This is a genomic window from Devosia sp. Root685, assembly GCF_001427875.1.
In the GTDB taxonomy this organism is placed as follows: domain Bacteria; phylum Pseudomonadota; class Alphaproteobacteria; order Rhizobiales; family Devosiaceae; genus Devosia.
Window position 1 is genome coordinate 291,725 of the sequence record NZ_LMHK01000003.1, and the last position, 21,355, is coordinate 313,079.

General features: G+C 62.3%; 21 protein-coding genes. 13 read left to right on the plus strand and 8 right to left on the minus strand.

Annotated elements, in window-relative coordinates; translation table 11 throughout:
* The 5 genes from ASD83_RS21485 to ASD83_RS16615 form a co-directional block, all read right to left on the minus strand.
* Entirely contained in the window at positions 1-135 is a 135-nt protein-coding gene (locus tag ASD83_RS21485; protein ID WP_274532585.1) for a hypothetical protein, read from the minus strand.
* The gene (locus ASD83_RS16600; RefSeq protein ID WP_056312987.1) at positions 132-1,736 is read right to left on the minus strand and encodes a glucan biosynthesis protein; all 1,605 of its coding nucleotides are present in this window, start codon (positions 1,734-1,736) and stop codon (positions 132-134) included. Before ASD83_RS16600 ends, ASD83_RS21485 begins: the two co-directional genes overlap by 4 nt.
* A gap of 286 nt (positions 1,737-2,022) precedes the next feature.
* Positions 2,023-3,537: a tripartite tricarboxylate transporter permease gene (locus ASD83_RS16605; protein WP_056312988.1), complete on the minus strand. Its 1,515-nt coding sequence runs from the start codon at positions 3,535-3,537 to the stop codon at positions 2,023-2,025.
* 6 nt (positions 3,538-3,543) lie between these two features.
* Positions 3,544-3,996 carry a tripartite tricarboxylate transporter TctB family protein gene (locus tag ASD83_RS16610; protein WP_082561287.1) on the minus strand — a complete coding sequence of 151 codons (453 nt, stop codon included), beginning with the start codon at positions 3,994-3,996 and terminating at the stop codon, positions 3,544-3,546.
* A gap of 163 nt (positions 3,997-4,159) precedes the next feature.
* On the minus strand, positions 4,160-5,119 hold the full coding sequence (locus ASD83_RS16615; RefSeq protein ID WP_056312992.1) for a tripartite tricarboxylate transporter substrate binding protein: 960 nt from the start codon (positions 5,117-5,119) through the stop codon (positions 4,160-4,162).
* Between the two features lie 298 nt (positions 5,120-5,417).
* Here ASD83_RS16615 and ASD83_RS16620 point away from each other — a divergent pair, with 298 nt between their 5' ends.
* From ASD83_RS16620 to ASD83_RS16635, 4 genes are all read left to right on the plus strand, one after another.
* The gene (locus tag ASD83_RS16620; protein WP_056312994.1) at positions 5,418-6,353 is read left to right on the plus strand and encodes a dihydrodipicolinate synthase family protein; all 936 of its coding nucleotides are present in this window, start codon (positions 5,418-5,420) and stop codon (positions 6,351-6,353) included.
* A gap of 63 nt (positions 6,354-6,416) precedes the next feature.
* A complete protein-coding gene (locus ASD83_RS16625) occupies positions 6,417-7,412 on the plus strand; it encodes a dihydroxyacetone kinase subunit DhaK (protein ID WP_056312996.1) in 996 nt (331 codons plus the stop codon).
* A gap of 3 nt (positions 7,413-7,415) precedes the next feature.
* Positions 7,416-8,051 carry a DAK2 domain-containing protein gene (locus ASD83_RS16630; protein WP_056312998.1) on the plus strand — a complete coding sequence of 212 codons (636 nt, stop codon included), beginning with the start codon at positions 7,416-7,418 and terminating at the stop codon, positions 8,049-8,051.
* A gap of 80 nt (positions 8,052-8,131) precedes the next feature.
* Positions 8,132-8,929, plus strand: a complete 798-nt coding sequence (locus ASD83_RS16635) for an IclR family transcriptional regulator (protein ID WP_056313000.1) — start codon at positions 8,132-8,134, stop codon at positions 8,927-8,929.
* Positions 8,930-9,119: 190 nt separating this feature from the next.
* On the opposite strand, the gene ASD83_RS16640 is transcribed toward ASD83_RS16635, so the two are convergent.
* The 3 genes from ASD83_RS16640 to ASD83_RS16650 are packed head-to-tail and all read right to left on the minus strand — an operon-like array spanning position 9,120 to position 11,342.
* Positions 9,120-9,800, minus strand: coding sequence for an RraA family protein (locus ASD83_RS16640; protein WP_056313004.1), 681 nt, complete (start codon positions 9,798-9,800; stop codon positions 9,120-9,122).
* A gap of 4 nt (positions 9,801-9,804) precedes the next feature.
* Complete coding sequence (locus tag ASD83_RS16645) at positions 9,805-10,530, minus strand: FadR/GntR family transcriptional regulator (RefSeq protein WP_056313006.1); 726 nt, start codon at positions 10,528-10,530, stop codon at positions 9,805-9,807.
* Positions 10,524-11,342, minus strand: a complete 819-nt coding sequence (locus ASD83_RS16650; protein ID WP_056313008.1) for an SDR family oxidoreductase — start codon at positions 11,340-11,342, stop codon at positions 10,524-10,526. The genes ASD83_RS16645 and ASD83_RS16650 overlap by 7 nt, the downstream gene beginning before the upstream one ends.
* Before the next feature lie 140 nt (positions 11,343-11,482).
* Between ASD83_RS16650 and ASD83_RS16655 the strand changes: the two genes are divergently transcribed.
* The 9 genes from ASD83_RS16655 (at position 11,483) to ASD83_RS16700 (ending at position 21,302) form a co-directional block, all read left to right on the plus strand.
* The gene (locus ASD83_RS16655) at positions 11,483-12,592 is read left to right on the plus strand and encodes an S-(hydroxymethyl)glutathione dehydrogenase/class III alcohol dehydrogenase (RefSeq protein ID WP_056313009.1); all 1,110 of its coding nucleotides are present in this window, start codon (positions 11,483-11,485) and stop codon (positions 12,590-12,592) included.
* 152 nt (positions 12,593-12,744) lie between these two features.
* The gene (fghA, locus tag ASD83_RS16660) at positions 12,745-13,575 is read left to right on the plus strand and encodes an S-formylglutathione hydrolase (protein ID WP_056313011.1); all 831 of its coding nucleotides are present in this window, start codon (positions 12,745-12,747) and stop codon (positions 13,573-13,575) included.
* A 60-nt stretch (positions 13,576-13,635) separates the two neighbouring features.
* Entirely contained in the window at positions 13,636-14,649 is a 1,014-nt protein-coding gene (locus ASD83_RS16665) for a substrate-binding domain-containing protein (protein WP_056313013.1), read from the plus strand.
* Positions 14,650-15,000: 351 nt separating this feature from the next.
* Positions 15,001-16,152, plus strand: a complete 1,152-nt coding sequence (locus ASD83_RS16670; RefSeq protein ID WP_056313015.1) for an extracellular solute-binding protein — start codon at positions 15,001-15,003, stop codon at positions 16,150-16,152.
* The gene (locus tag ASD83_RS16675) at positions 16,149-17,027 is read left to right on the plus strand and encodes an ABC transporter permease (RefSeq protein WP_056313017.1); all 879 of its coding nucleotides are present in this window, start codon (positions 16,149-16,151) and stop codon (positions 17,025-17,027) included. The genes ASD83_RS16670 and ASD83_RS16675 overlap by 4 nt, the downstream gene beginning before the upstream one ends.
* Before the next feature lies 1 nt (position 17,028).
* Positions 17,029-17,853, plus strand: coding sequence for an ABC transporter permease (locus tag ASD83_RS16680; protein ID WP_056313019.1), 825 nt, complete (start codon positions 17,029-17,031; stop codon positions 17,851-17,853).
* Positions 17,854-18,622: 769 nt separating this feature from the next.
* A complete protein-coding gene (locus ASD83_RS16690; protein WP_056313023.1) occupies positions 18,623-19,663 on the plus strand; it encodes an ABC transporter ATP-binding protein in 1,041 nt (346 codons plus the stop codon).
* Positions 19,660-20,496, plus strand: coding sequence for a glycerophosphodiester phosphodiesterase (locus tag ASD83_RS16695; protein WP_056313025.1), 837 nt, complete (start codon positions 19,660-19,662; stop codon positions 20,494-20,496). Before ASD83_RS16690 ends, ASD83_RS16695 begins: the two co-directional genes overlap by 4 nt.
* A complete protein-coding gene (locus tag ASD83_RS16700) occupies positions 20,493-21,302 on the plus strand; it encodes an inositol monophosphatase family protein (protein WP_056313027.1) in 810 nt (269 codons plus the stop codon). Before ASD83_RS16695 ends, ASD83_RS16700 begins: the two co-directional genes overlap by 4 nt.
* Positions 21,303-21,355: the final 53 nt, after the last annotated feature.

Sequence of the window (21,355 nt, forward strand, 5' to 3'; positions counted from 1 at the left end):
CTAGCTACGCTGCCAAACAAGGAGAAAAGCCCGGAAGAAACCACCAAAGGCCGGCCCGCGCTCAAGCGTCTGCTTGGGCATGGCGAGCGGGGCATTGGGCAGGCCGTCTATAGGCTGAAAGGGCTGATGCTTCATACGATCTCTCCGCGCCACTGATAGAGCCAGGCTTCCGTCAGCGGTTCGCCGCCTGAGCCAATGCTGGCCCGCAGCTCGATAAGGTTCTGACCTTCTGTCTCGACATCGAGGACCAGACGCCAAAGTCCGTTGGCGTCGATCTGCGAGAAGGTCGACGACGTGATTTCACCCGCCGATGCCTTGGCATCGACTTCAAAAATTGTGTCCGGCGACAGATCCGCGAGACGCCCGCCATCGAAGTCGATGACAAACTTGCGCAGGGTTGCCGCGTGTTCGACGCCAGAGACGCCACCCTGGCCGATGCGCGTTTCCACCACATGGGCCAGTTCGGCGTCGTCCCTGGGAACGAGGTCGCCCCAGATCAGGCGATAGCCATATTCGCGTTCCCCACCCGCCTTGGGAGCTTCGTTCGGAATCCAGAACGCGGCGATGTTGTCATCGGTTTCCGATTTTGCCGGAATTTCGATGAGCCGCACCTGCCCCTGGCCCCAATCATGGGTCGGTTCGACCCGCATCGAGGGGCGGCGTTCGTAATGCGCGCCGGCATCCTGATAGTCGTCGAAATTGCGATTGCGCTGATAAAGCCCGAAGGCGCGCATATTGGCATCCCAGAAAAAGGAATTGCCCAGTTGCGGCGTATTGTTGAGCTGGCGCCATTGCGGCAGACCGGCCTCGGGCTCGAACACCAGCCCAGAACAATCGTGCACCTGCGGGCGGAAATCGTCGAATGCGTGGCGATTGGTTTCGGCAAAAAGGAACATCGAGGTCAAAGGCGCAATGCCGATTTCCCCGATATCGCTGCGGAAATAAAGCCGCGCCGTGACATCCATCACCGTTTCTTGGCTGTCCTCGTTCGCAGGCGAGATCAGGAAGCGATAGGCCCCGGTGACGCTCGGGCTTTCAAGCGCTGCATAAACCGTCAGCGGGCCATCCCCGGTCGGGCGTTCCACATAGAACTCGGAAAAGCGCGGAAACTCCTCCGGGCCTTCACGCCAGGAATTGATGAGCAGGCCACGCGCGCTCGACCCATAGATATTACCGCGGCCCAGGGCGCGAAAATAGCTAGCGCCGAGAAAGGCGACCAGTTCGTCGGCGAGATCGGGCGTATTGATCGGATAGTTGATGCGAAAGCCGGCAATGCCCGGAAACTCTGCCGTCTCGATCGCCTTGCGCTCTGCATCGTCATCGAAGTGATAGATGAAATCGTCGCTGTCAAAGGCGAAGGGATGCGCATCGCCATCGGTGATTTCGTAGACCGACACGGTTTCCTTGAACAACCAGCCGGGCGGAAAGGCCTGGATCTGGAAGCCGTGATCGTCACCCCGCCAGCGCGCCTTGTCCGTATTGAACTGCACGCGGCGGTAGCCGTCATAGTTGAGGTCCGTATAGGCCGGGGAATCGATGAGGACGGGGCTCTGATAGGGCTGAGCCGCCAGGTCCTTCATGCGCTGGGAGAAGCTGTCATAGTCGAATGCACCCGACATGGGCTCGATCGCGAAAACCGCTTGGGTCAGCGACGTTGAAGATAAAAGCGCGATGGAAGCGGCGGCGCCGGAAAGAAAAGCGCGGCGAGACAGTCGATTGTTTGGGGCGGTGAGCATTTGTGACGCTTGTTGTTCTTCGCTATCCATCAATTTCCGGCAACGTCGCCAAGCCGGTAAAGTTGTCGCATGGCGGGCATGCAGCAAACGCATGGCGCAATGCTGCCTAAAAACCGCCTTGAAACCGTCTTCACCGTCTCGTGATGAGCAGGCGAGGTCTGGCTAAGGGGCAAATGGGGCGAAAGACTGGCACGGGAAGAAATCGTTAAAAAACTGTCACATGGCAAAAAGAAAAAACCCCGGAAGCCAATGACTTCCGGGGCGTGCGGCGCGAAAGTGTCGCAGCTCAGGAGGGGAGCTGGCTCGCGCCTCCTGACGTGCCGTCCCGCTTGATCAGACCCCGAACCGTCCCGAAAATGGCGACGCTCCAGATCAACAGCGTGGCGACCCCGAAGAACGCGGCCACCGGCCGCCCGAAGAAGCCCAGAAGATTGCCATCGGCGATCATCATCGAGGTGGTGAAGTTGGTCTCGACCAGCGGCCCCAGAACGATGCCCAGAATGATCGGGGCAATGGCGATCATCCGCGCTTCGAGCACATAGGCGACGATCCCCGCCCCCAGCATCAGCCAGACGCCGAACATGGAATTGTTGATCGAATAGGACCCGACGATACAAAAGAGCAGGATCGCGGCATTGAGCAGCGCGCGCGGCACTTCGAAAATCCAGCGGGCCGATTTCGCGGCCACCCAGCCGAGCGGCAGCATCAGCACATTGGCGATCGCAAAGACGATCATCACCGCATAGAAATTTTCCGGATGCAGCGTCATCAGCGTCGGCCCGGGATCGAGCCCCTTCATCACCAAGACGCCCACGGCAATCGCCGTCACCGCGTCGCCGGGAATGCCGAACACCATGGCCGGGATCCACGAGGCGCTGAGCGCCGCATTATTGGTCGCGCCGGCTTCGACGAGGCCCTCGGGGTGTCCCTTGCCGAACTTTTCCGGTTCTTTCGAGGTGCGCTTGGCGAGCGAATAGGTGATCCATGCCGCCAGATCGCCGCCGACGCCGGGCAGGGCGCCCAGGAGCGAGCCGATGACCGAGCCGCGCACCTGGTTCTTGCGATATTTCCAGAGGGCCGCCAGCGTCCCCTCAAAGGGGTTTTTGAGGTTCATCTGCGGCACTTCGGCCATGGCCCGGCGGCCGGCGCGCATGATTTCGGACACGGCGAACATGCCGATCATGATCGGGATGAAGCTGATGCCGCCCATCAGTTCGAGATTGCCAAAAGTGAAGCGCGGTGTCGCCGTCAGCGGGTCCATGCCCACCTGGGCGATGAAGAGGCCCAGCAACAGCGCCAGCGCGCCTTTCACCAGACCACCCGAAGAGATGAGGGCGGCGCAGGAAAGGCCAAGCACGGCGAGCCAGAAATATTCAAAGCTCGAAAAGCCCAAGGCCGCTTTCGCTAGCATCGGCGCCGTAAACAGCAGGAACAAAAACCCGAAGAGACCGCCCAGCACCGAGCCGACGACACCGATGCCGATGGCCAGGCCCGCCTTGCCGTTCTGGGCGAGACGATAGGAATCTTCCACATAGGCGGCCGAAGCCGGCGTGCCCGGAATACGCAGCAGCGTGCCGGGTAGGTCGCCCGCCGTGATCGCCATGGCGGTGCACGAGATGATCGCGGCAATGGCGGGAATGGGCGCCATATAGAAGGTGACGGGCACCAGCAGCGCCGTCGCCATGGTGGCGGTCAGGCCCGGAATGGCCCCGACGAAGAGGCCGAACACGGCCGCGAGAAAAATGGTGATCAGCGTTTCGGCATTGAAGACGAGGCCGACGGCCAGAGCGAATGCGTCCATGATCGGTTATCCCAGGATGCCGCGTGGAAGGGGGACCCGGAAGCCCGACATGAAGAGGTAGTAGATGCCTGCCGTGGCGATGGGGCTGAAGATCACGGCGGAGAGCCATTTGCCCCCGCTCATCAGCACCACGATCACGGAAAACACCGTGCCGACGACGAGGAAGCCGAGATAGGGCATGGCGAGGATGGCGGCAGCGAGGGCCGCGACCACGCCCACGGCAAACCAGGTGACGAGCGGCTGGGCTTCGTCCTCGGACGTGTCGCGCACGATCCAGCCCTGGATGGTGAGCGCTACACCCATAATGGCCATGCCGGCGCCGACGATCGAGGGGAAGAGGCCGGGGCCTACATTCATGCCGGGCAGGGCCTGCATGGTGAGCGCCTGCTGCAGCACAGCAGCGCCGCCCAGCGCAAAGACCACGCCCAGCGCGCTATCCATTGGAAATGACTGCCTCATGCGCTCCTCCTAAAAGCACCTGGTGTGATGGACGCGGCGGTTCGGGGCAGAACCGCCGCGCAAAAGGGAAATCCAGAGCGCCCGATCATTGAGGGAGGGAGATCGAGCGCTCTGGCGAGGTGACGGCCGGAGGTGCATCCGGCCGTCGGGGTAAGCGAGATGCCTACTTGGCGAGGCCGACGGCCACGAGGGCCTTGCCGATGGATGCGTCAGCTTCGCTGAGGAAGGCTTCGAACCCGGCCGCATCGCGATAGTCGATGCCGAAATTGCGCTGGGCCATAAAGTCCTTGAACTCCTGGGAGTTGACGACCTTGTCCATGGCTTCGGCGAGACGGGCCTTCACGTCATCAGGCAGGCCCTTGGGAGCGGCAATGCCGCGCCATGCATAGGCGGCCCACTTGTTGCCAAGCGCTTCTTCGGCGGTCGGCACGTCGGGGGCAGCGGCAGCCCGCTCATTGGCAGCAACGATCAGCGGCTTGACTTCACCCGCATCGACCATCGGACGGGCGTCCGGCATGGTCGTCGTCACGACGCTGATGGCGCCCGAAGCGAGCAGTTGCAGGCTGGCCGAAGCGCCTTCGGACGGCACCCAGGGAGCGGCAGCCGGATCGATCTCATTGGTCACGAGCACGCCGGCCCAACCGAGATGCGCCATGCCGCCAAGATTGGCGCCCGAAGCCTTCACCGAACCGGGATTGGCGCGGATTTCGGCAAGCAGGTCTTCGATCGTCGGGCCATCGGCACGCACGAACACGGCTTCCGGATCGGCGTTGAAGAGAGCAATCGGTTCGTAGTTTTCGTAGCTGAGCGGCGACACGCCGGTCCAGTGATACATCGAGAGTTCGGTGGTGATCACGCCGAGCGTATAGCCATCGGGCGGCGAGTAGGAAATTTCGGTGTGGCCGACAATGCCACCGCCGCCGGTGCGGTTGATGACGTTGATCGGCTGGCCCAGTTCCTTTTCGAGGAGGGTCGCGATGATGCGGCCGGTCGCGTCGGTGCCGCCGCCGGCAGCCCATGGCACGATCAGGTTGATGGCATGGTCAGGATACTGCGCAGCTGCCGGAGCAATTGCCAGGACCGAAAGCGCCAGAGCGCCAGCGAGCGTCTTCAAAGGGGTCATTTTGTCCTCCCAGGGAAAGTCGGGTCTTCCGACATACGAACATTGCTTGCCGTATTGCAAACTTCTGTACCACATTCCGGAACTAACATGTCAACTCCCGCCGCGCAAAATGTGCATTTATACGCATTTGAGCCCAAATATGTTGACACGATAGCATGATCACTCCTATCAAATGTAGGAATGATGTTCCGTATTGTGGAATTTCATCAATGCGAGGCGTTAAGCCTGCCTCGCGTGCTGGAAAAATTTCGGACGAGGAAGGCCATGGTGGCTTCCGTCCACGCCTTGGAGGAATTCGATGAGCAATGAGATCGCGCTCAAGCTGCGCAACACCCTGACGGGCATCCTGCCGCCCCTCTCCATGCCGTTCGACGAAAAGGGGAACCTGGTCAAAGCCGCGCTGAAAGCTCAGGTCGATTTCATGATCGATTCGGGCGTGCGCGGTCTCGTCGTCGGCGGTTCGACCGGCGAAGGCCACACCCTCTCCGCTACCGAATTCACCGAAGCCATGATCGAGGCCCACAACGCCAATGCCGGCCGCGTACCCTTCGTCGTCGGCCTCATCGTGCAGTCGACCCGCGAAGCCGTTGATCGCGTCAAGGCGCTGGGCGACATCAAGATCGACGCGCTCCAGGTCACCCCGGTGCACTATCTCTTCAAGCCCGGCCGCGAAGCCACCATCGAGCATTTCCGCGTCATCTGGGAAGAAACCCGGGTGCCGATCCTGATCTACAACGTCATTCCCTGGAACTACCTCTCCATCGACGACATGCTCGCCATCATGGACGCGGTGCCCGGCGTTGTCGGCATGAAGCAGTCCTCGGGTGACGTGAAGTCGGTCTCCGACCTGATGCTGCGCTCCAAGCCCGAAAACATCGTCCTCACCGGCATCGACGCGCTGCTCTACCCAAGCTTCGCCCTCGGCGCGCATGGCGCCATCAGCGCGCTCACCTGCGCCGTCCCCGGCGTGACCGTAAAACTCTTCGACGCCGTTCAGGCGGGCGACCACAAGACCGCCAAAGACATCCACTTCCGCCTCAACGCACTGTGGAATGCGCTGCGCCACGACAACCTGCCGGCCTGCGTCAAATACATCCAGCACCGCCAGGGTCTGCCGCTCTTCCACCCGCGCGCCCCGATGGAACGCGTCACCGATGCCCAGAAGGCCGCCATCGATGCCGTCCTCGGCCCGGTGCTCGAACTGACCAGCGTGCGCGCCAAGTCGGCCGCCTGATCGATCTGAGGCGGGTCGCCAAAACAGCGGCCCGCCTTCCACCACGACGCCTGGGAGGACGACATGAAAAAGCTGATCAACGACCCCGCCAACTATGTCGACGAGATGCTCGACGGTCTCTGCCTCGCCCATAAGGGCCTTGTCCGCGTCGGCGAAATGCGCCGCGCCGTCGCCCGCAGCACCACGATGCGTCAGGGTAAGGTCGGCGTTGTCTCCGGCGGTGGCTCGGGCCATCTGCCGCTTTTCACCGGCTATGTCGGCAAGGGCCTGCTCGATGCCTGCGCCATCGGCAATGTCTTTGAAGGCCCCACCATCAATTCCTGTCAGGACGCAATTGCCGCCGCCAATGGTGGCGCAGGCGTCCTCTGCCTTTTCGGCAACTATGGCGGGGACAAGATGAACTTTGAAATGGCCAGCGAGTTCGCCGCCATGGACGGTATCGAAACCCGCACCGTGCTCGGCACCGACGATATCGCCAGCGCCAGGCCCGAAGAATGGCAAAAGCGCCGTGGCGTCGCCGGCCTGATCTTTGCCTATAAAGCTGCCGGCGCTCTCGCCGAACAGGGCGCAAGCCTCGAGGAGGTCGCGGCTATCGCCCAAAAGACCGTCGACCGCACCCGCACCATTGGCGTCGCGCTCTCCTCCTGCCAGATCCCCGGCGCCGCCGGCCCCAATTTCACCATCGCCGATGACGAAATCGAATTCGGCATGGGTATCCATGGCGAACCCGGCATCTGGCGCCACAAAATCCGCCCCGCCGACGCCCTCGTCGACGAAATGATTTCCTTGATCCTTGAAGAAAAGCCGCAAGGCGCAACCCGCGTCGCGGTCCTCGTCAATTCCCTCGGCTCCACGCCCTTCGAAGAACTTTTTATTCTCTATCGCCGCGCGGCCCAGCAGCTTGGCGCTGCTGGCCTGACCATCGTCAACCCGCTGATCGGCCCCTATGTGACGTCCATGGAAATGGGCGGGGCCTCGATCAGCCTTTGCTTCCTTGACGACGAAATCGAACCCCTGCTGGCGGCTCCCGCCGATTGCCCCTTCTGGAAGGTCGGCTGAACCATGGCCATCACGCTTGAAACCCTCGCCGACGCCATTGCTCGCGCCAATGACGCCATGTCCGGCCTCACCGACACGCTCAACGCCGCCGATGCCAAGCTCGGCGACGGCGATACCGGCACCATGCTCGCGCGCCTCATCGGCACTTTTGCCGCGGTGGACGTTCGCAACGCCGAAAATCTCGGTGCGGGCTTCATGGCCCTTGCCAAGGCCGGCGCTGCCTCGACCGGCTCGAGCCTCGGCACGCTCATCATCACCGCCATGATGACCGCGGGCAAAGCCACGACCGGAAAATCCGAACTCGCCTGGTCCGATCTCTCGGGCCTGCTCGCCGCCATCCGCTACGCCGCCATGGCCCGCGGCAAAGCCGAACTCGGCGCCAAAACCATCATCGACGGCCTCGACGCGCTCGCCAGCGGCCTCGAAGGCAAGACCGACGCCGCCAGCATCGCTATCGCCGCGCAAAATTCCATGGATGCCGTGCTGACCGAATTCCGCAATCGCCCCTCCGCCATGGGCCGCGCCCGCATGTTTGCCGAAAAGAGTATCGGGCTCGATGATCCCGGCATGCTGGCTCTGGCCGAAATTGTGCGCAGTCTTGCCCAAAACCCTCAGCATGACACGAGCCCGGTTGCTTGAGCGTCCTTGCGAAGTGAACTAATAGAACCCAGCTTGGCGGTCGCGCGTGACTGTTCAATCTCAGCGTTGAGGCCCAGAATATGACCGATACCGATCAAGCACTGGCCCCAGCCAAGCCGGCAAGAAGCGACGAGAGCCTCAAGTCGCTCACCAAAGTCTCGCGCGTGCTCGATTGCTTCGACACCGCGCACCGCGCGCTGACCCTCGCTGAAATCTGCGCCAAAACCGGCTATCCGCGCTCCACCACCCATCGCCTTCTTGCCGCCATGCGCGAGGTTGGCTTCATCGAGCAGGATCGCGAGCGCGACTCTTACCGCCTGGGGCTGCGCCTTTTCGAGCTGGGCAACACCGTTCTCGCCAATCTCGAACTCAATCGCGAAGGCCGGGTCATCGTTGATGCCCTCCATCGCCTGACGAGCCGCGCCGTGCATCTGGCGGTGTTCGACGGCCATCGCGCTGTCGTCATCCAGCGCACCGAAGCCGAGCCCATGCTTTCCAACACCATGGTCGAAAATTCGCCGGTCCATTGCACCAGCGTCGGCAAGGCCATCCTTGCCCACCAGCCCGAGGACATCATCGCCAGGGTTATCGACGCCGGCCTCGAGCGCTTCACCGAAACCACTTTTACCGAACCCGACGCCTTCCGCGCCGAACTCGACCTGACCCGCCAGCGCGGCTACGCGATCGACAATGGCGAGCACCAGCCGGGCCTGCGCTGCATCGGCGCCCCGATCCGCAACCAGTCGGGCGCGGTCTTTGCCGGCATCAGCATCAGCTCCCCCGCCTGGCAATTGCCCATGGCCGAGGTCGAGGAGCTTAACAAGGTCGTCATCTACCACGCCAACCTGATCTCCCAGCGTCTGGGCTACGTGCGCTAACTGCATCATCGCCGCCCTCCTCCGGTCAGCGTGTTTTTGGGCTTTTCCCTAAGAGACCTCATGGTGAGGCGCGGAGCCTCGAACCACGGGGTCGAGCGAGTGGAGGCTTTGTGCCACGCCCCCGTGGTTCGAGGCTTTGCAAGAGCAAAGCACCTCACCATGAGGGCTGCTGAGGGTGTTCACTTCACAATCAGACCGGCCCGCCAGTCTTCCCAACCGGCCAGATCTTCTGCAGGTCTTCACCCGCCAAAATCCGCTGGCGGCAGGCGACTTCGTTCTTCCCCAGCTCATCGGCCGCATCGGCAATCACACCAACCAGATCCGAGGGAATGACCACGACACCAGTGACGTCGGCAAAAATCACGTCGCCCGGACGAATCCGCACGCCATCGATATTCAGTTCGGTCTGGAAATAGGTCGCTTCCATGCGGCCCGAGACGCCCACCGGGCTCATCCCCTTGGCAAAGAGCGGATAGTCGAGCTTGCGCACCTCGGCGAGGTCGCGCACCGTGCCATTGACGACGGTCGCTGCCGCGCCCTTGGTCTTGGCGCCGCTCGACATCAGTTCGCCCGTGCCCGAACCCTCGGCGCAGGACGAGTCGACCATCAGAATGCCGCCCTTGGTCACAGCATCGATGGCGCCGTGATAAACGTCCTGCGGTTGGCCCACGCGAGAACTCTTTTCGTAGAGCACCGTCGATACCGGCCCACAGACGACCTGGCCGGGCGCCAGCACGCCAAACTGCGAAATGCCCTTCAGATAGCCATAGGGCCCACGGCCATCGAGCACGTCGTGGATATCGCCCGAATACCAGTTGGAGAGCCGCTTGATCGCTGCCCAATCGGTGTTGTTGTAGTCATAAGCCGCCATTGTCTCAGCGTCCCTTTTTTGCGGCGTCGATCGCCTGTTCGAGATAGGTGGTGGAATTGTCGATATGCTCGCGCATCAGCGCGCGGCTCCCCTCGACATCGCCCCTTTGGATGGATTTGAAGATGGCCTGGTGCTCGGCGACGCCATCGGCCTGCGTCTTGCTCGGCACGCGGCTCGTCAGCCGGATCACATCGGTGATCAGCCCATAAAGATTGGCATAGACGCTGGACAAAATTTCATTGCCCAGCGACTGCACCAGCGCGAGGTGAAATTTTGCGTCCGCCTCGGCATAGTGCGAAAAGTCCTTGGCTTCGGCGAGATCGGCCAGCGCCGTCTCGACCTCCTCAGAGACTTTTCCTTCGCCCCCCGCCAGCCGCCCGACGACTTCCAGCTCGAACATGCGGCGCACATCCATCAGCTGCACGAGATAGGCCGGGTCTTCGGCAAAGAGCGTTTTTACGGTGGTCGCGAGCGAACCGAGAAACTGGTCTACGTCATCGCGCACCACTTCGGCGCGCTCGCCGTGGCGGCGGCGGACCAGACCCTTGGTTTCAAGGATCTGCAGCCCCTCGCGCACCGAGCGCGTCGAAATCGAAAAGCGGCGCGCCAGCTCGGCTTCCGAAGGCAGGCGTGCGCCCACCTTCAATTCGCCCGAGAGAATTTCCGCTTCGATGGCGGCAACCACCGAAGCGTGGAGTTTTTCCCGGTCTGACGCGCCTGGGATCACCATGCGGTAAACCCGCCATCGACCACGACATTGGAGCCCGTCATATAGGTCGAGGCGTCCGAAGCGAGGAACTGGATGACGCCGTTATATTCGCCCTTCTCGGCCTGGCGGCGCATCGGCACGCGCTCGAGGAAGTTGTCGACGAATTCCTTGTCGAAGCTGCCGGTCTTGACCCCGCCAAAGGAGATCAGGTTGCAGCGGACATTCTTTTCCGCCCAATAGGTCGCCACATAGCGCGTCAGGTTGATGAGACCCGATTTTGACGCAGCGTAAGAAACCGCCTTGATGAAGGGCACGCCGTCGCGCGCTTCGCGATAGGCATAGAGCGCCTGGTTGGGCGATACCAAGCCATAGATCGAGCCGATATTGATGATGCTGCCACGGCCCTTTTCGGCCATTTTCGCGCCAACCACCTGGCTGCAGAGCATGACCCCGGTCAGATTGGTGTCGATGATCTCGTCCCAGAATTTTTGCGGATAGACTTCGAACGGCGCATTCTGCTCGGCCCCGCCATCGGGTTTTGAGTCGATGCCGGCATTGTTGACCAGCACATCCGGTACGCCCCAATCAGCGATCACCTTGTCCGTCGCCGCCTCGATCGCGGCCTTGTCGGTCACGCTGGCTTCATAGATGCGCACATTCGCGCTGAGGCCGGGAAACAGCTCCTCGAACTTTTCCGCGGTGATCGAACGGCGGCTATAAACAGCCACCTTGGCACCGGCCTTGGCCAGCGAAGTGGTAAATTCGCGACCAAGCTGCCCCAGACCACCGGTCAGGACCACCACTTTGTCAGCGACGCTGAAAAGCTCAGACATCTATCGCTCCAACTTATGTCATAAGTCATATGTCATAAGGTCGAGGCTAGGAATTGGCAAGGCCGATTTCGCGCACTCTTGCACCGGTGGGGATCCGCCTGTACCCCAACGGAAACTGACGCCCAAAAGGAGAGCCCAAGATGAAATCCCGTGCAGCCGTTGCCTTCGCACCCGGAAAGCCGCTGGAAATCGTCGAGATCGACGTCGCCCCGCCCAAAAAGGGCGAAGTGCTGATCAGGATCACCGATACGGGCGTCTGCCACACCGACGCGTTCACCCTCTCGGGCGATGACCCCGAAGGTCTCTTCCCCGTTGTCCTCGGCCATGAAGGCGCTGGCGTCGTTGTCGAAGTCGGCGAAGGCGTCACCTCGGTAAAGCCGGGCGATCACGTCATCCCGCTCTATACCGCCGAATGCGGCGAGTGCCTTTTCTGCAAGTCGGGAAAAACCAATCTCTGCACGTCGGTGCGCGCCACGCAGGGCAAGGGCGTCATGCCCGATGGCACAACGCGTTTTTCCTACAACGGCCAGCCGCTCTACCACTATATGGGCTGCTCCACCTTCTCCGAATACACGGTCGTCGCCGAGGTTTCCCTCGCCAAGATCAACCCCGAAGCCAATCACGAGCACGTTTGCCTGCTCGGTTGCGGCGTCACCACCGGCATCGGCGCCGTCCACAACACGGCCAAGGTTCAGGAAGGCGATAGCGTCGCCGTCTTCGGTCTCGGCGGCATCGGCCTCGCCGTCATCCAGGGCGCGCGCCAGGCCAAGGCCGGCCGTATTTTTGCAATCGACACCAATCCGGGCAAATTCGATCTCGCAAAGGAATTCGGCGCCACTGACTGCATCAATCCCAAGGATTATGACAAACCGATCCAGCAGGTCATCGTCGAAATGACCGGCTGGGGCGTCGATCACTCCTTTGAGTGCATCGGCAATGTCAACGTCATGCGCGCCGCGCTTGAAAGTGCCCATCGCGGCTGGGGCCAGTCGATCATCGTCGGCGTCGCCGGCGCCGGCCAGGAAATCTCCACCCGCCCGTTCCAGCTGGTCACCGGCCGCAAATGGATGGGCACCGCCTTCGGCGGCGTCAAAGGCCGCACCCAGCTCCCCGGCATGGTCGAAGACGCCATGAGCGGCAAGATCGATCTGAAACCCTTCGTCACCCACACCATGGGCCTCGACGACATCAACACCGCGTTCGATCTCATGCACGAAGGCAAATCGATCCGCTCGGTCATCAAGTATTAATTTTGCAATTTGGTATCGGCGCCCATTGCTGGCACCCAGTTCCCCACCCACCGAGTGTCACCCCGGCGAAGGCCGGGGCCCATCCTGAGATCTCAAGATGGCTCCCGGCCTTCGCCGGGATGACAGCCGTTGGGTGAATAGAGGCCCCAAAAATGCACCTCATCGAACAACACGCCTCTTTCGGCGGCACGCAGAGCGTTTTCCGGCACACGTCCAAAACCCTCGCCTGCGACATGAATTTCGGCATCTTCATCCCCGTCCACGCCGAGGGCACGAAAATGCCCGTCATCTATTGGCTCTCCGGCCTCACCTGCACCGAGCAGAATTTCATCACCAAAGCCGGCGCCCAGGCCTATGCCGCCGAGCGCAACGTCATCCTCGTCACCCCCGACACCAGCCCCCGCGGCGATGACGTCGCCGACGATTCTGCCTATGACCTCGGCAAGGGCGCCGGCTTTTACCTCAACGCCACGGAAGCCCCCTGGGCCAGCCACTTCCGCATGTACGACTACATCGTGGAGGAGCTGCCCGCCCTCATCGAATCCAATTTCCCTGCGAACAAAACCCGCTCGATCATGGGCCACTCCATGGGCGGCCACGGCGCCTTGACCATCGCGCTCAAAAACCCCGGCCGCTATCGCGCCGTCTCGGCTTTTTCTCCGATCGTCGCCCCGAGCCAGGTCCCCTGGGGCGAAAAAGCCTTCTCCGCCTATCTCGGGCCCAACCGCGACACCTGGAAACAATACGACGCCACCGCGCTCCTCGCCTCGGCCACAGAACGCCTGCCGATCCTCATCGACCAGGGCGATGCCGACGATTTCCTGCTTACCCAGCTCAAACCCGAACTCTTCACCGCCGAAGCTGCGCGCCACAACCACAAGGTGACGCTCAACCTCCGCCCCGGCTACGATCACTCCTTCTATTTCATCGCGAGCTTCATCGGCGAGCACATCGCCCACCATGCGGCAGCGCTCAAAGCCTGACGCCCCCTTGACGGCGGCCGCATAGAAAGCACTATCGCGCCGTCAACCAAGGGCCCCATCATGAGCGAGCCGGAACGCCGCCCCTTCGTCAGTGCCCGCACCGTCGCCGAACGCGCCGGCGTATCACGCTCGGCCGTCTCGCGCACTTTTACCGATGGCGCCAGCGTCTCCGAGGAAACCCGCCGCAAAGTGCTCGAAGCGGCCGGCGAGCTCGGTTACCACGTCAATCACCTCGCAAGGGGCCTCCGCGAGCGCAGCAATATCGTCTGCCTCGTCGTTGCCGATATGACCACCCCCATCCGCGCCAGGCTTGTCGATGTCCTGACGCGAAAGCTGCAAGCCGCCGGCAAGGTCATCATGATCATCAATACCGGCACCGACGAGGAAAGCGTCGCTTCGGCCCTGCGGCAAACGCTCAATTATCGCGCCGACGCCACCGTCGTCCTTTCCGGCACCCCTTCGGCAAAACTGATCGAAACCAGCCTCGCCAATGGCCAGCAGGTGGTGCTGATCAATCGCGACGATCCGCTCACCGGCTGCCATAATCTGAGCGTCGACAATCAAATGGCCGGGCGCGAAGCCTTCTTCCTGCTCCGCCGCGCCGGCTGCAGGCGCCTCGCTCTCGTCACCTCCACCGCCAGCACGGCGAGCCTCCTCGAACGCGAACGCGTCTTCGTCGAGATCGCGAAAGAAGCCGGGATGGCCGTCACCGTCATGGCCTCCGGCCCCACCAGCTACGCCTCGGGCTACGAAAGTGCGCGTCGCCTGTTCGGCCGCTCCGATGGTCCCGACGGCGTCTTCTGCGTCACCGATCTCCTGGCGCTGGGCTTCATGGATGCCGCCCGCCACGAATTCGGCCTCTCCCTGCCGCGCGATCTCTGCCTTGTCGGCTTTGACGATATCGACGAGGGCGATTGGCAATCCTACAAGCTCACCACCTTCGCCCAGCCCTTCGCCGCCATGGCCGATCATCTGGTTGAACTGCTCGGTCAGCCCGTTGCAGCCGAAGCCGGAAGACGCATTTTCGAGCCCGTCCCCATCTGGCGAAAAAGCGTAAGGCCATCAGCGGACTAAGCCGCGTTTGCCGGCCTCTTCCCGCCCTTGCACAGCATTGCACACGGTCGCAACATCATTGCTGTCATGAAAGCGTTATCGAAGCCAAATATCTAGCGTCACCGAAAGAGATGCAAATGCACTTGTGTGCAAGTCTCATTCGGTGTTGTCTATGCATGCGCTCTGCGCGGCCTCGGCAATATCCGACAAAGAATTCGGAATTGCCCGCCGTGCTCTGCAGCAGAGGAGGGGAGTTCCATAGAGTTTGCGGATGCGAGCTGGTGCGCATCTGCTTGTCGGCCTGCCGGCTCATGGACTCCGTCGCCAGCGCAGCTAGGGTGCCCGCAGGGGCTGCCCATTTGGGAGAACACGATGAAACGCCGCCATTTCCTGATTTCCGCCGCCAGCATTGCCGCCGGCGTAACGATTATGCCGCGCATGACCTTCGCTGCCGAAGGCGTGATCGACGTCTATTTCACCTCGGACCAGAACGTCATCGATTTCTGGACCAATGTGGTAAAGCCCAAATTCGAAGCCGCTAATGCCGGCCTGACGCTGAACCTGGTTGATGGTGGCGATGGCGCCGGTGTTGCCGCCATCGGCGACCGCGCTCTCGCCGCCCTTGCCAGCGGCACCGATCCGCAGGCCGACCTCTTCGAAGGTTTTGATACCCGCGTCACCGTTGATGGTATCGCCAAGGGCCTCTACGTCGATTTCGAAAAGGCTGGTCTCTCGAACTATTCCAAGATCAACCCGCTGGCCTTCGACATCCCGACCAATCTGCCCTATCGCGGCAGCCAGGTTCTCCTTGCCTACGACACCACCAAGCTCGATCCGGCCAATGTGCCAAAAACCTGGGCCGATCTCGTCGCCTGGATCAAGGCAAACCCCGGCCAGTTCATCTATAACCGTCCCAACAAGGGCGGTTCGGGTGGCAATTTCGTCCGCCGCGCCATTTACGAAGTCAATGGCAAGGATCCGGGCAAGTTTACCGTCGATAATTTTACGCCCGAATTCGGCGCCGAGGCGCTCAAGCCGGCCTTCGACATGCTGCTCGAGCTCGCCCCTTCGCTGTTTGATGGCGGCGCCTATACTTCGGGCAATACCCAGTCCCTGCAGCTGCTCGGCCAGTCGGCCGTCACCATGATCCCGGCCTGGTCCGATCAGGCGCTCTCGGCCATCGCCCAGGGCGTTCTGCCCGAAACCACCGGCCTCGTGCAGTTGCAGGACCTTGGCCTCCCCGGCGGCTTCACCAAGCTTGCCGTGCTCTCCAATGGCACCAACAAGGATGCCGCCCTCAAGCTGGCCGACTTCCTCCTCACCGAGGAAATCCAGTCCGCCGTCCTCACCGAACTCGGTGGCTTCCCCGGCGTCTCCTGGGATTATGTCTCGGCCGACCTGCGCGAAAAATTCGCCGATATCATTCCCCAGACCATTCCCAACTTCCCAAGCGGCAAGTGGGAAACCGCCATCAATGATGGCTGGTATCGCGCCGTTGCTCCCAACGTGGATCCCGCCTCGTGACCACTCAAGCAGCGGGCGCCCTGGCGCCCGCACCCGCGCAACGCAAGAGGCCGATTGGCCTCTTGCTCGTGGCCGTCCCCGTATTGCTGGTTCTCTGGCTGATCATCTGGCCCATCATCGCGGCCATGATCCAGACCATCTGGCTGCCGACATCAGATGGCGGTCGCGGGTTTTCGGTTTCGAGCTATCAGTTCTTCGCCAGCGACCCCTATAGCCGCTCGAACCTCGCCATCACGCTCTGGACCACCGGCGTCTGCGCCGCCTTGCTGCTGGTCGTGTGCCTGCCCATCGCGCTCTATCTGCGCTTTTCCGATTCGCGCATCGCCGCCTATGTGCAGGGCCTCGCCATCTTCCCGATGTTCGTGCCCTCGATCATTTTGAGCTTTGCCTTCATCCGCGTTCTCGGCCCCAATGGCACCGTCGACCTGCTGCTCAATTCCGTGGGCCTCCCCAAGATCAAGTCGCCTTACCTGACCCCCTGGGGTCCGGTCATCGGCCTTGTCTGGGACAATATCCCGCTCACCGTGCTGATCCTCCTCTCCGGCCTCGGCAATGTGTCCAATCAGGCTATCGAAGCGGCGCGCGACGTCGGGGCAGGGCGCTTTGCGCTCCTCTGGCACATCATCCTGCCGCGCATTTCCAATTCCATCCTCGTCGCCATTTCCTTTGCCGTTCTCGGCATCTTCTCGGCCTTCACCCTGCCCTATGTGCTCGGTCCCGCCGCGCCGGAAATGATGGGCCCCTTCATGCAGCGCACCTTCCGCGATCTCTTCGATCCCACCAATGCCCTCACCCAGGCCGTCATCACCTTCGCCTTCTGCATTCTCTTCGGGCTCTTCTATGTGCGCTCCGTCGCCAAGAACAGGACGCCCTGACATGAGCGCCGCTGTCAAAATCGCCAAACCCATAGACTGGACCGGCATCGTCTTCGCCGCCGTCCTGACGCTCGTCATCGTCGTGCCGCTGCTCGTCGTCGGCACCTGGGCGTTCACCAATGTCTGGCGCTTCCCCTCGGTCATCCCGCAGGAATTTGGCCTGAAATTCTGGTACCAGACCCTGGCGAGAGCCGACGTCTGGAGCTCCATCACCATGAGCCTGACGCTGGCCACCACGGTGACACTTCTCTCCGCCGTCATCTGCCTCCCCGCCGCCTATGCCTTCGCCCGCCTCGACTTCCCCGGCCGCGACATTTTGTTTTTTTCGTTCTTAGCCGGGCACGCCTTTCCGAAGTTCGGCCTCTTGGTCGCCATCGCTGGCATCTTTTTGCAACTCAACCTCATCGGCACTTTTTGGGGCGTCGTCCTCATCCAGCTCGTGGGCACGCTGTTGTTCATGATCTGGATTCCCGTCGCCGCCTTCCAGGCCGTCGACCGCCGCATGGAAGAAGCCGCCAGAGATGTCGGCGCCTCCCCCTTCCGCGTCTTCTGGTCGATCACCCTGCCGCAAGCCGGCCCAACCATCGCCGCCGCGCTCCTCCTCAGCTTTGTCGGCACCTTCTACGAAACCGAAGGCGCCTGGCTCATCGGCGCCCCGCAAGTGCGCACCCTGCCGGTCCTGATGATCTCCTTCATCAACAATCAGCCCGTCATCCAATACGGCGCCGTGCTCTCGGTCCTCCTCTGGGTCCCCAGCTTCATCGCCCTGCTCTTTGCCCGCCGCGTCGTCAATTCCGGCTCCTTCGCCAAGGGCTTTGGCGGATGATGTTTTTGGATTTTTTCGCCATCGGCAGCGGCGACACCCCCTCCCAGCCTCCCCCATCAAGGGGGAGGTGTCGAGCCAGTGGTCTTGAACAATTCCAGCCTAAAACGCGATCCAGCACCTCCCCCTTGATGGGGGAGGATGGGAGGGGGGGCCGGCACACGCAAAACGTGCGGGACCACTCCACCCTTCCCTCCGAGGAAGAGCTCGAACTGCGCAGCAATTCGGGCGAGAAGCCCGTCCGGCCATCCCACTCCACCCCACACAGCGTCCAATTCATAACCGACGCCCCTTGCGCCCAAACACCCCCACCCAGCCTCCCCCTTCAAGGGGGGACTGTTTACTTTGGACTGCTCAGCGCCCTTAACAAACTCGGCGTCATTCCCGCGAAAGCGGGAATCCCCTTGCACCTAAACAGAGATTCCCGCTTTCGCGGGAATGACGCGGTGAAAGAGGATGAACCAGCGAAGTCCAAAGTGAACAATCCCCTGCTAGGGAGAGAAACCCATCGAGTTTGCCTCGCCGTTGGTGAGCCACCGGCAGATCCCTCCCCCTTAGAGGGGGAGGCTAGGTGGGGGGCCTTTCGTCAAGCCCCGCCCTCTCAACCCTTCACCCCTCCCTTAGGGGGAGAGGTCGAATTGCGCAGCAATTCGGGTGAGGGGGCCTTCCGCCGCTCCTTTCACTCCAGTGTTTCCACCCCATCCCACGCCCGCTTCCCGGCCGATGCCCCTCGCGCCAATCTCGCCGCCGCCCGAGAGGTAAAGGAATAAAAATGTCCGTCCTGACCATTAAAGACGTCTCAAAGCTCTTCCCCGGCGGCACCAAGGCCGTGGACAATTTCTCGCTCGAAGTCGCCGACGGCGAACTCGTCTGCCTCCTCGGCCCCTCGGGCTCCGGCAAATCCACCCTCCTCCGCATGGTTGGCGGTTTTGAGCAGCCGACCTCGGGCCTCATCACCATCGATGGCCAGGACATCACCCACCTGCCGCCGGAAAAGCGCCCTACCGGCATGGTGTTCCAGAGCCACGCCCTCTGGACCCATATGGACGTCTTCAAAAACCTCGCCTTTGGCCTGAAACTGCGCCGCCTTCCATCCGACGAGATCAAGCGCAAAGTGGACGCCGTGCTCGAACTCGTCGGCCTTTCAGGCTATGGCACCCGCCGCGTTACCCAGCTTTCGGGCGGCCAGCAGCAGCGCGTCGCTCTCGCCCGCTCGCTGGTGCTCGAACCCAAAATCCTCCTCCTCGACGAACCTTTTGCGAGCCTCGACCAGCACCTGCGCGAGCGCCTCCGCGAAGAAGTCCGCGACATCCAGCAGCGCGTCGGCATCACCACGCTCTTCGTCACCCACGGTCAGGACGAAGCCCTTTCCATGGCCGACCGCATCGTCGTTATGCGCGATGGCCGCACCGAGCAGATCGATCGCCCCGACGTCGTCTATCGCGATCCCCAAACCCCCTTCGTCGCCGGTTTCATCGGCACCATGAACCTCATCGAAGGCACGGTCGCCAACGGCCAGTTCACCCGCGCCAGTTTCACCCATCCCCTCGCCGTCGCCGATGGCCCCGCAACCCTCGCCATCCGCCCCGAAGCCCTCGATCTCGTCGCCGCCGAACCGGGCGCTGCAAAAGTCCATCGCGTCACCGATTACGGCACCCACGGCCTTCTCGACCTCAACCTCCCCGATGGCACCCGCCTAAAGGCCATGGTCTCCCACCCCGGCCAGTTCAAAACCGGCCAGGGCGTCAATCTGCAACCTCGCGCCGTTGCCGCCTATCGCGACAACACCCAGATTTTCCGGAGCGAGGCATGAGCGACCCGCTCTATATCGAACAGGGCGGCCACCGCACCTGGCTCAAATGGCACCGCGGCCGCCGCAAGGCGTCGGACCCGGTCTTCACCGGCAGCCGCATCCTCGAAGCCATGCGGCTCGGCGCCAGCGTCGAGGTGGACCTGGTTATCCACGCCGACCACGGCTGTGCTATTCTTCATAACTTCTCGCTTGAGGAGGAGACCACCGGTTCCGGCCTCGTGCGCGAAACGCCGGCCGCGGTCCTGCGCCAATTGCACCTGCGCGGCACCGATGGGCAGCCCATTGCCGATAAGGTGATGCTGCTCGAAGACCTCTGCGCGCTCCTCGCGCAAAATCAGCCGCATCCCGATGCGCTGCTGCAGCTTGATTTCAAGGAAGTTTCCGCCGCCCTCACCCCGGAAGTGGTCGCCAATTTCGGCGCCGCCGTGGGCCCCGTCGCGCGTTCACTCATTCTCTCGGGCGGCGACTTCGATGCTATCAGTCTGCTAGCCAATTCGGCGCCCAATCTGCGCACCGGCTACGACCCCTGCTACGGCGCCTCCCTCGCCCGCCTGCAGACCACCGGCGACTATAAAACCTTCATCAACGACGCGCTCAAAACCGCGCCCGACGCCGAGATGATCTATCTCGCCCACGAAATTGTCCTCGAAGCCGACGCCGCCGGCTTCGATATCGTCGCCCCCATTCACGCGGCCGGACGGCGCATCGACGCCTGGACCATCCGCACCGTCGACCAAACGACGCTCCCCAAAGTCCGGCGCCTGCTGGCGCTCAAAGTCGACCAGATCACCACCGACGACCCGGAGGGGCTCATCGCGGCCCTAGCATCATGAGCCACGATTACAACGCCATCCTCGCCGATATGGTCGCCACCACGCGCGAGGCCGGCGCGTTAACCCTCGACCATTTCAAGCGTTTTCGCGATCTCGAAATCGGCGTCAAAGGCCCCGGCGACTTCGTTTCCGATGCCGACCGCGAATCCGAAACCCTGATCCGCGACCGCCTTCTCTCCCGCTATCCCTGGGGTCTTACGGGCGAAGAATTCGCCCCCGCCGAGCGCGACGACGAAACCCACCGCTGGCTCGTCGATCCCATCGACGGCACCACCAATTTCCTCAACGGCCAGCACTATACCATCACCATTGCCCTGCGCCGCGGCAATGAAACCATCTGCGGCCTCGTCTACGATCCCGTCGCCGACGAAATGTTCACCGCCATAAAAGGGCAGGGCGCCTTTCTCAACGGCACCCGCCTCCATGTCAGCCGCTCCACCGACGTGGCCATGATGTGCGTCGGCACTGGCCTGCCCACCCCAAATCTCTCTTTACATCCAGGGGCTTACGCCCGCCTCGACGCAATCCGCGCGCCCATCGGCGCCGTCCGCATCGTCGGCAGCGCCGCAAATTCCTGCGCCTGGGTCGCCTGCGGCCGCCTCACCGGCTATTTTGAAGAAACCGGTTTTGTCGACACCGCTGCCGGCATCCTGCTCGTCGAAGAAGCCGGTGGCCTCGTCACCGACTGGTGGAACCGCGGCCCCGAAGTGTTCGAAAAAACCGGCGTCCTCATCGTCGCCAACAAAGCCACGCACGCCTTCCTCCTCGACCACCTCCGCGACGTGCCGAAGAAGAATCCGGTCTAGTCTGCGAGGGTGCCCACCCACGGGTGTGCGTCACCCCACCCCCCGTAGCCCTC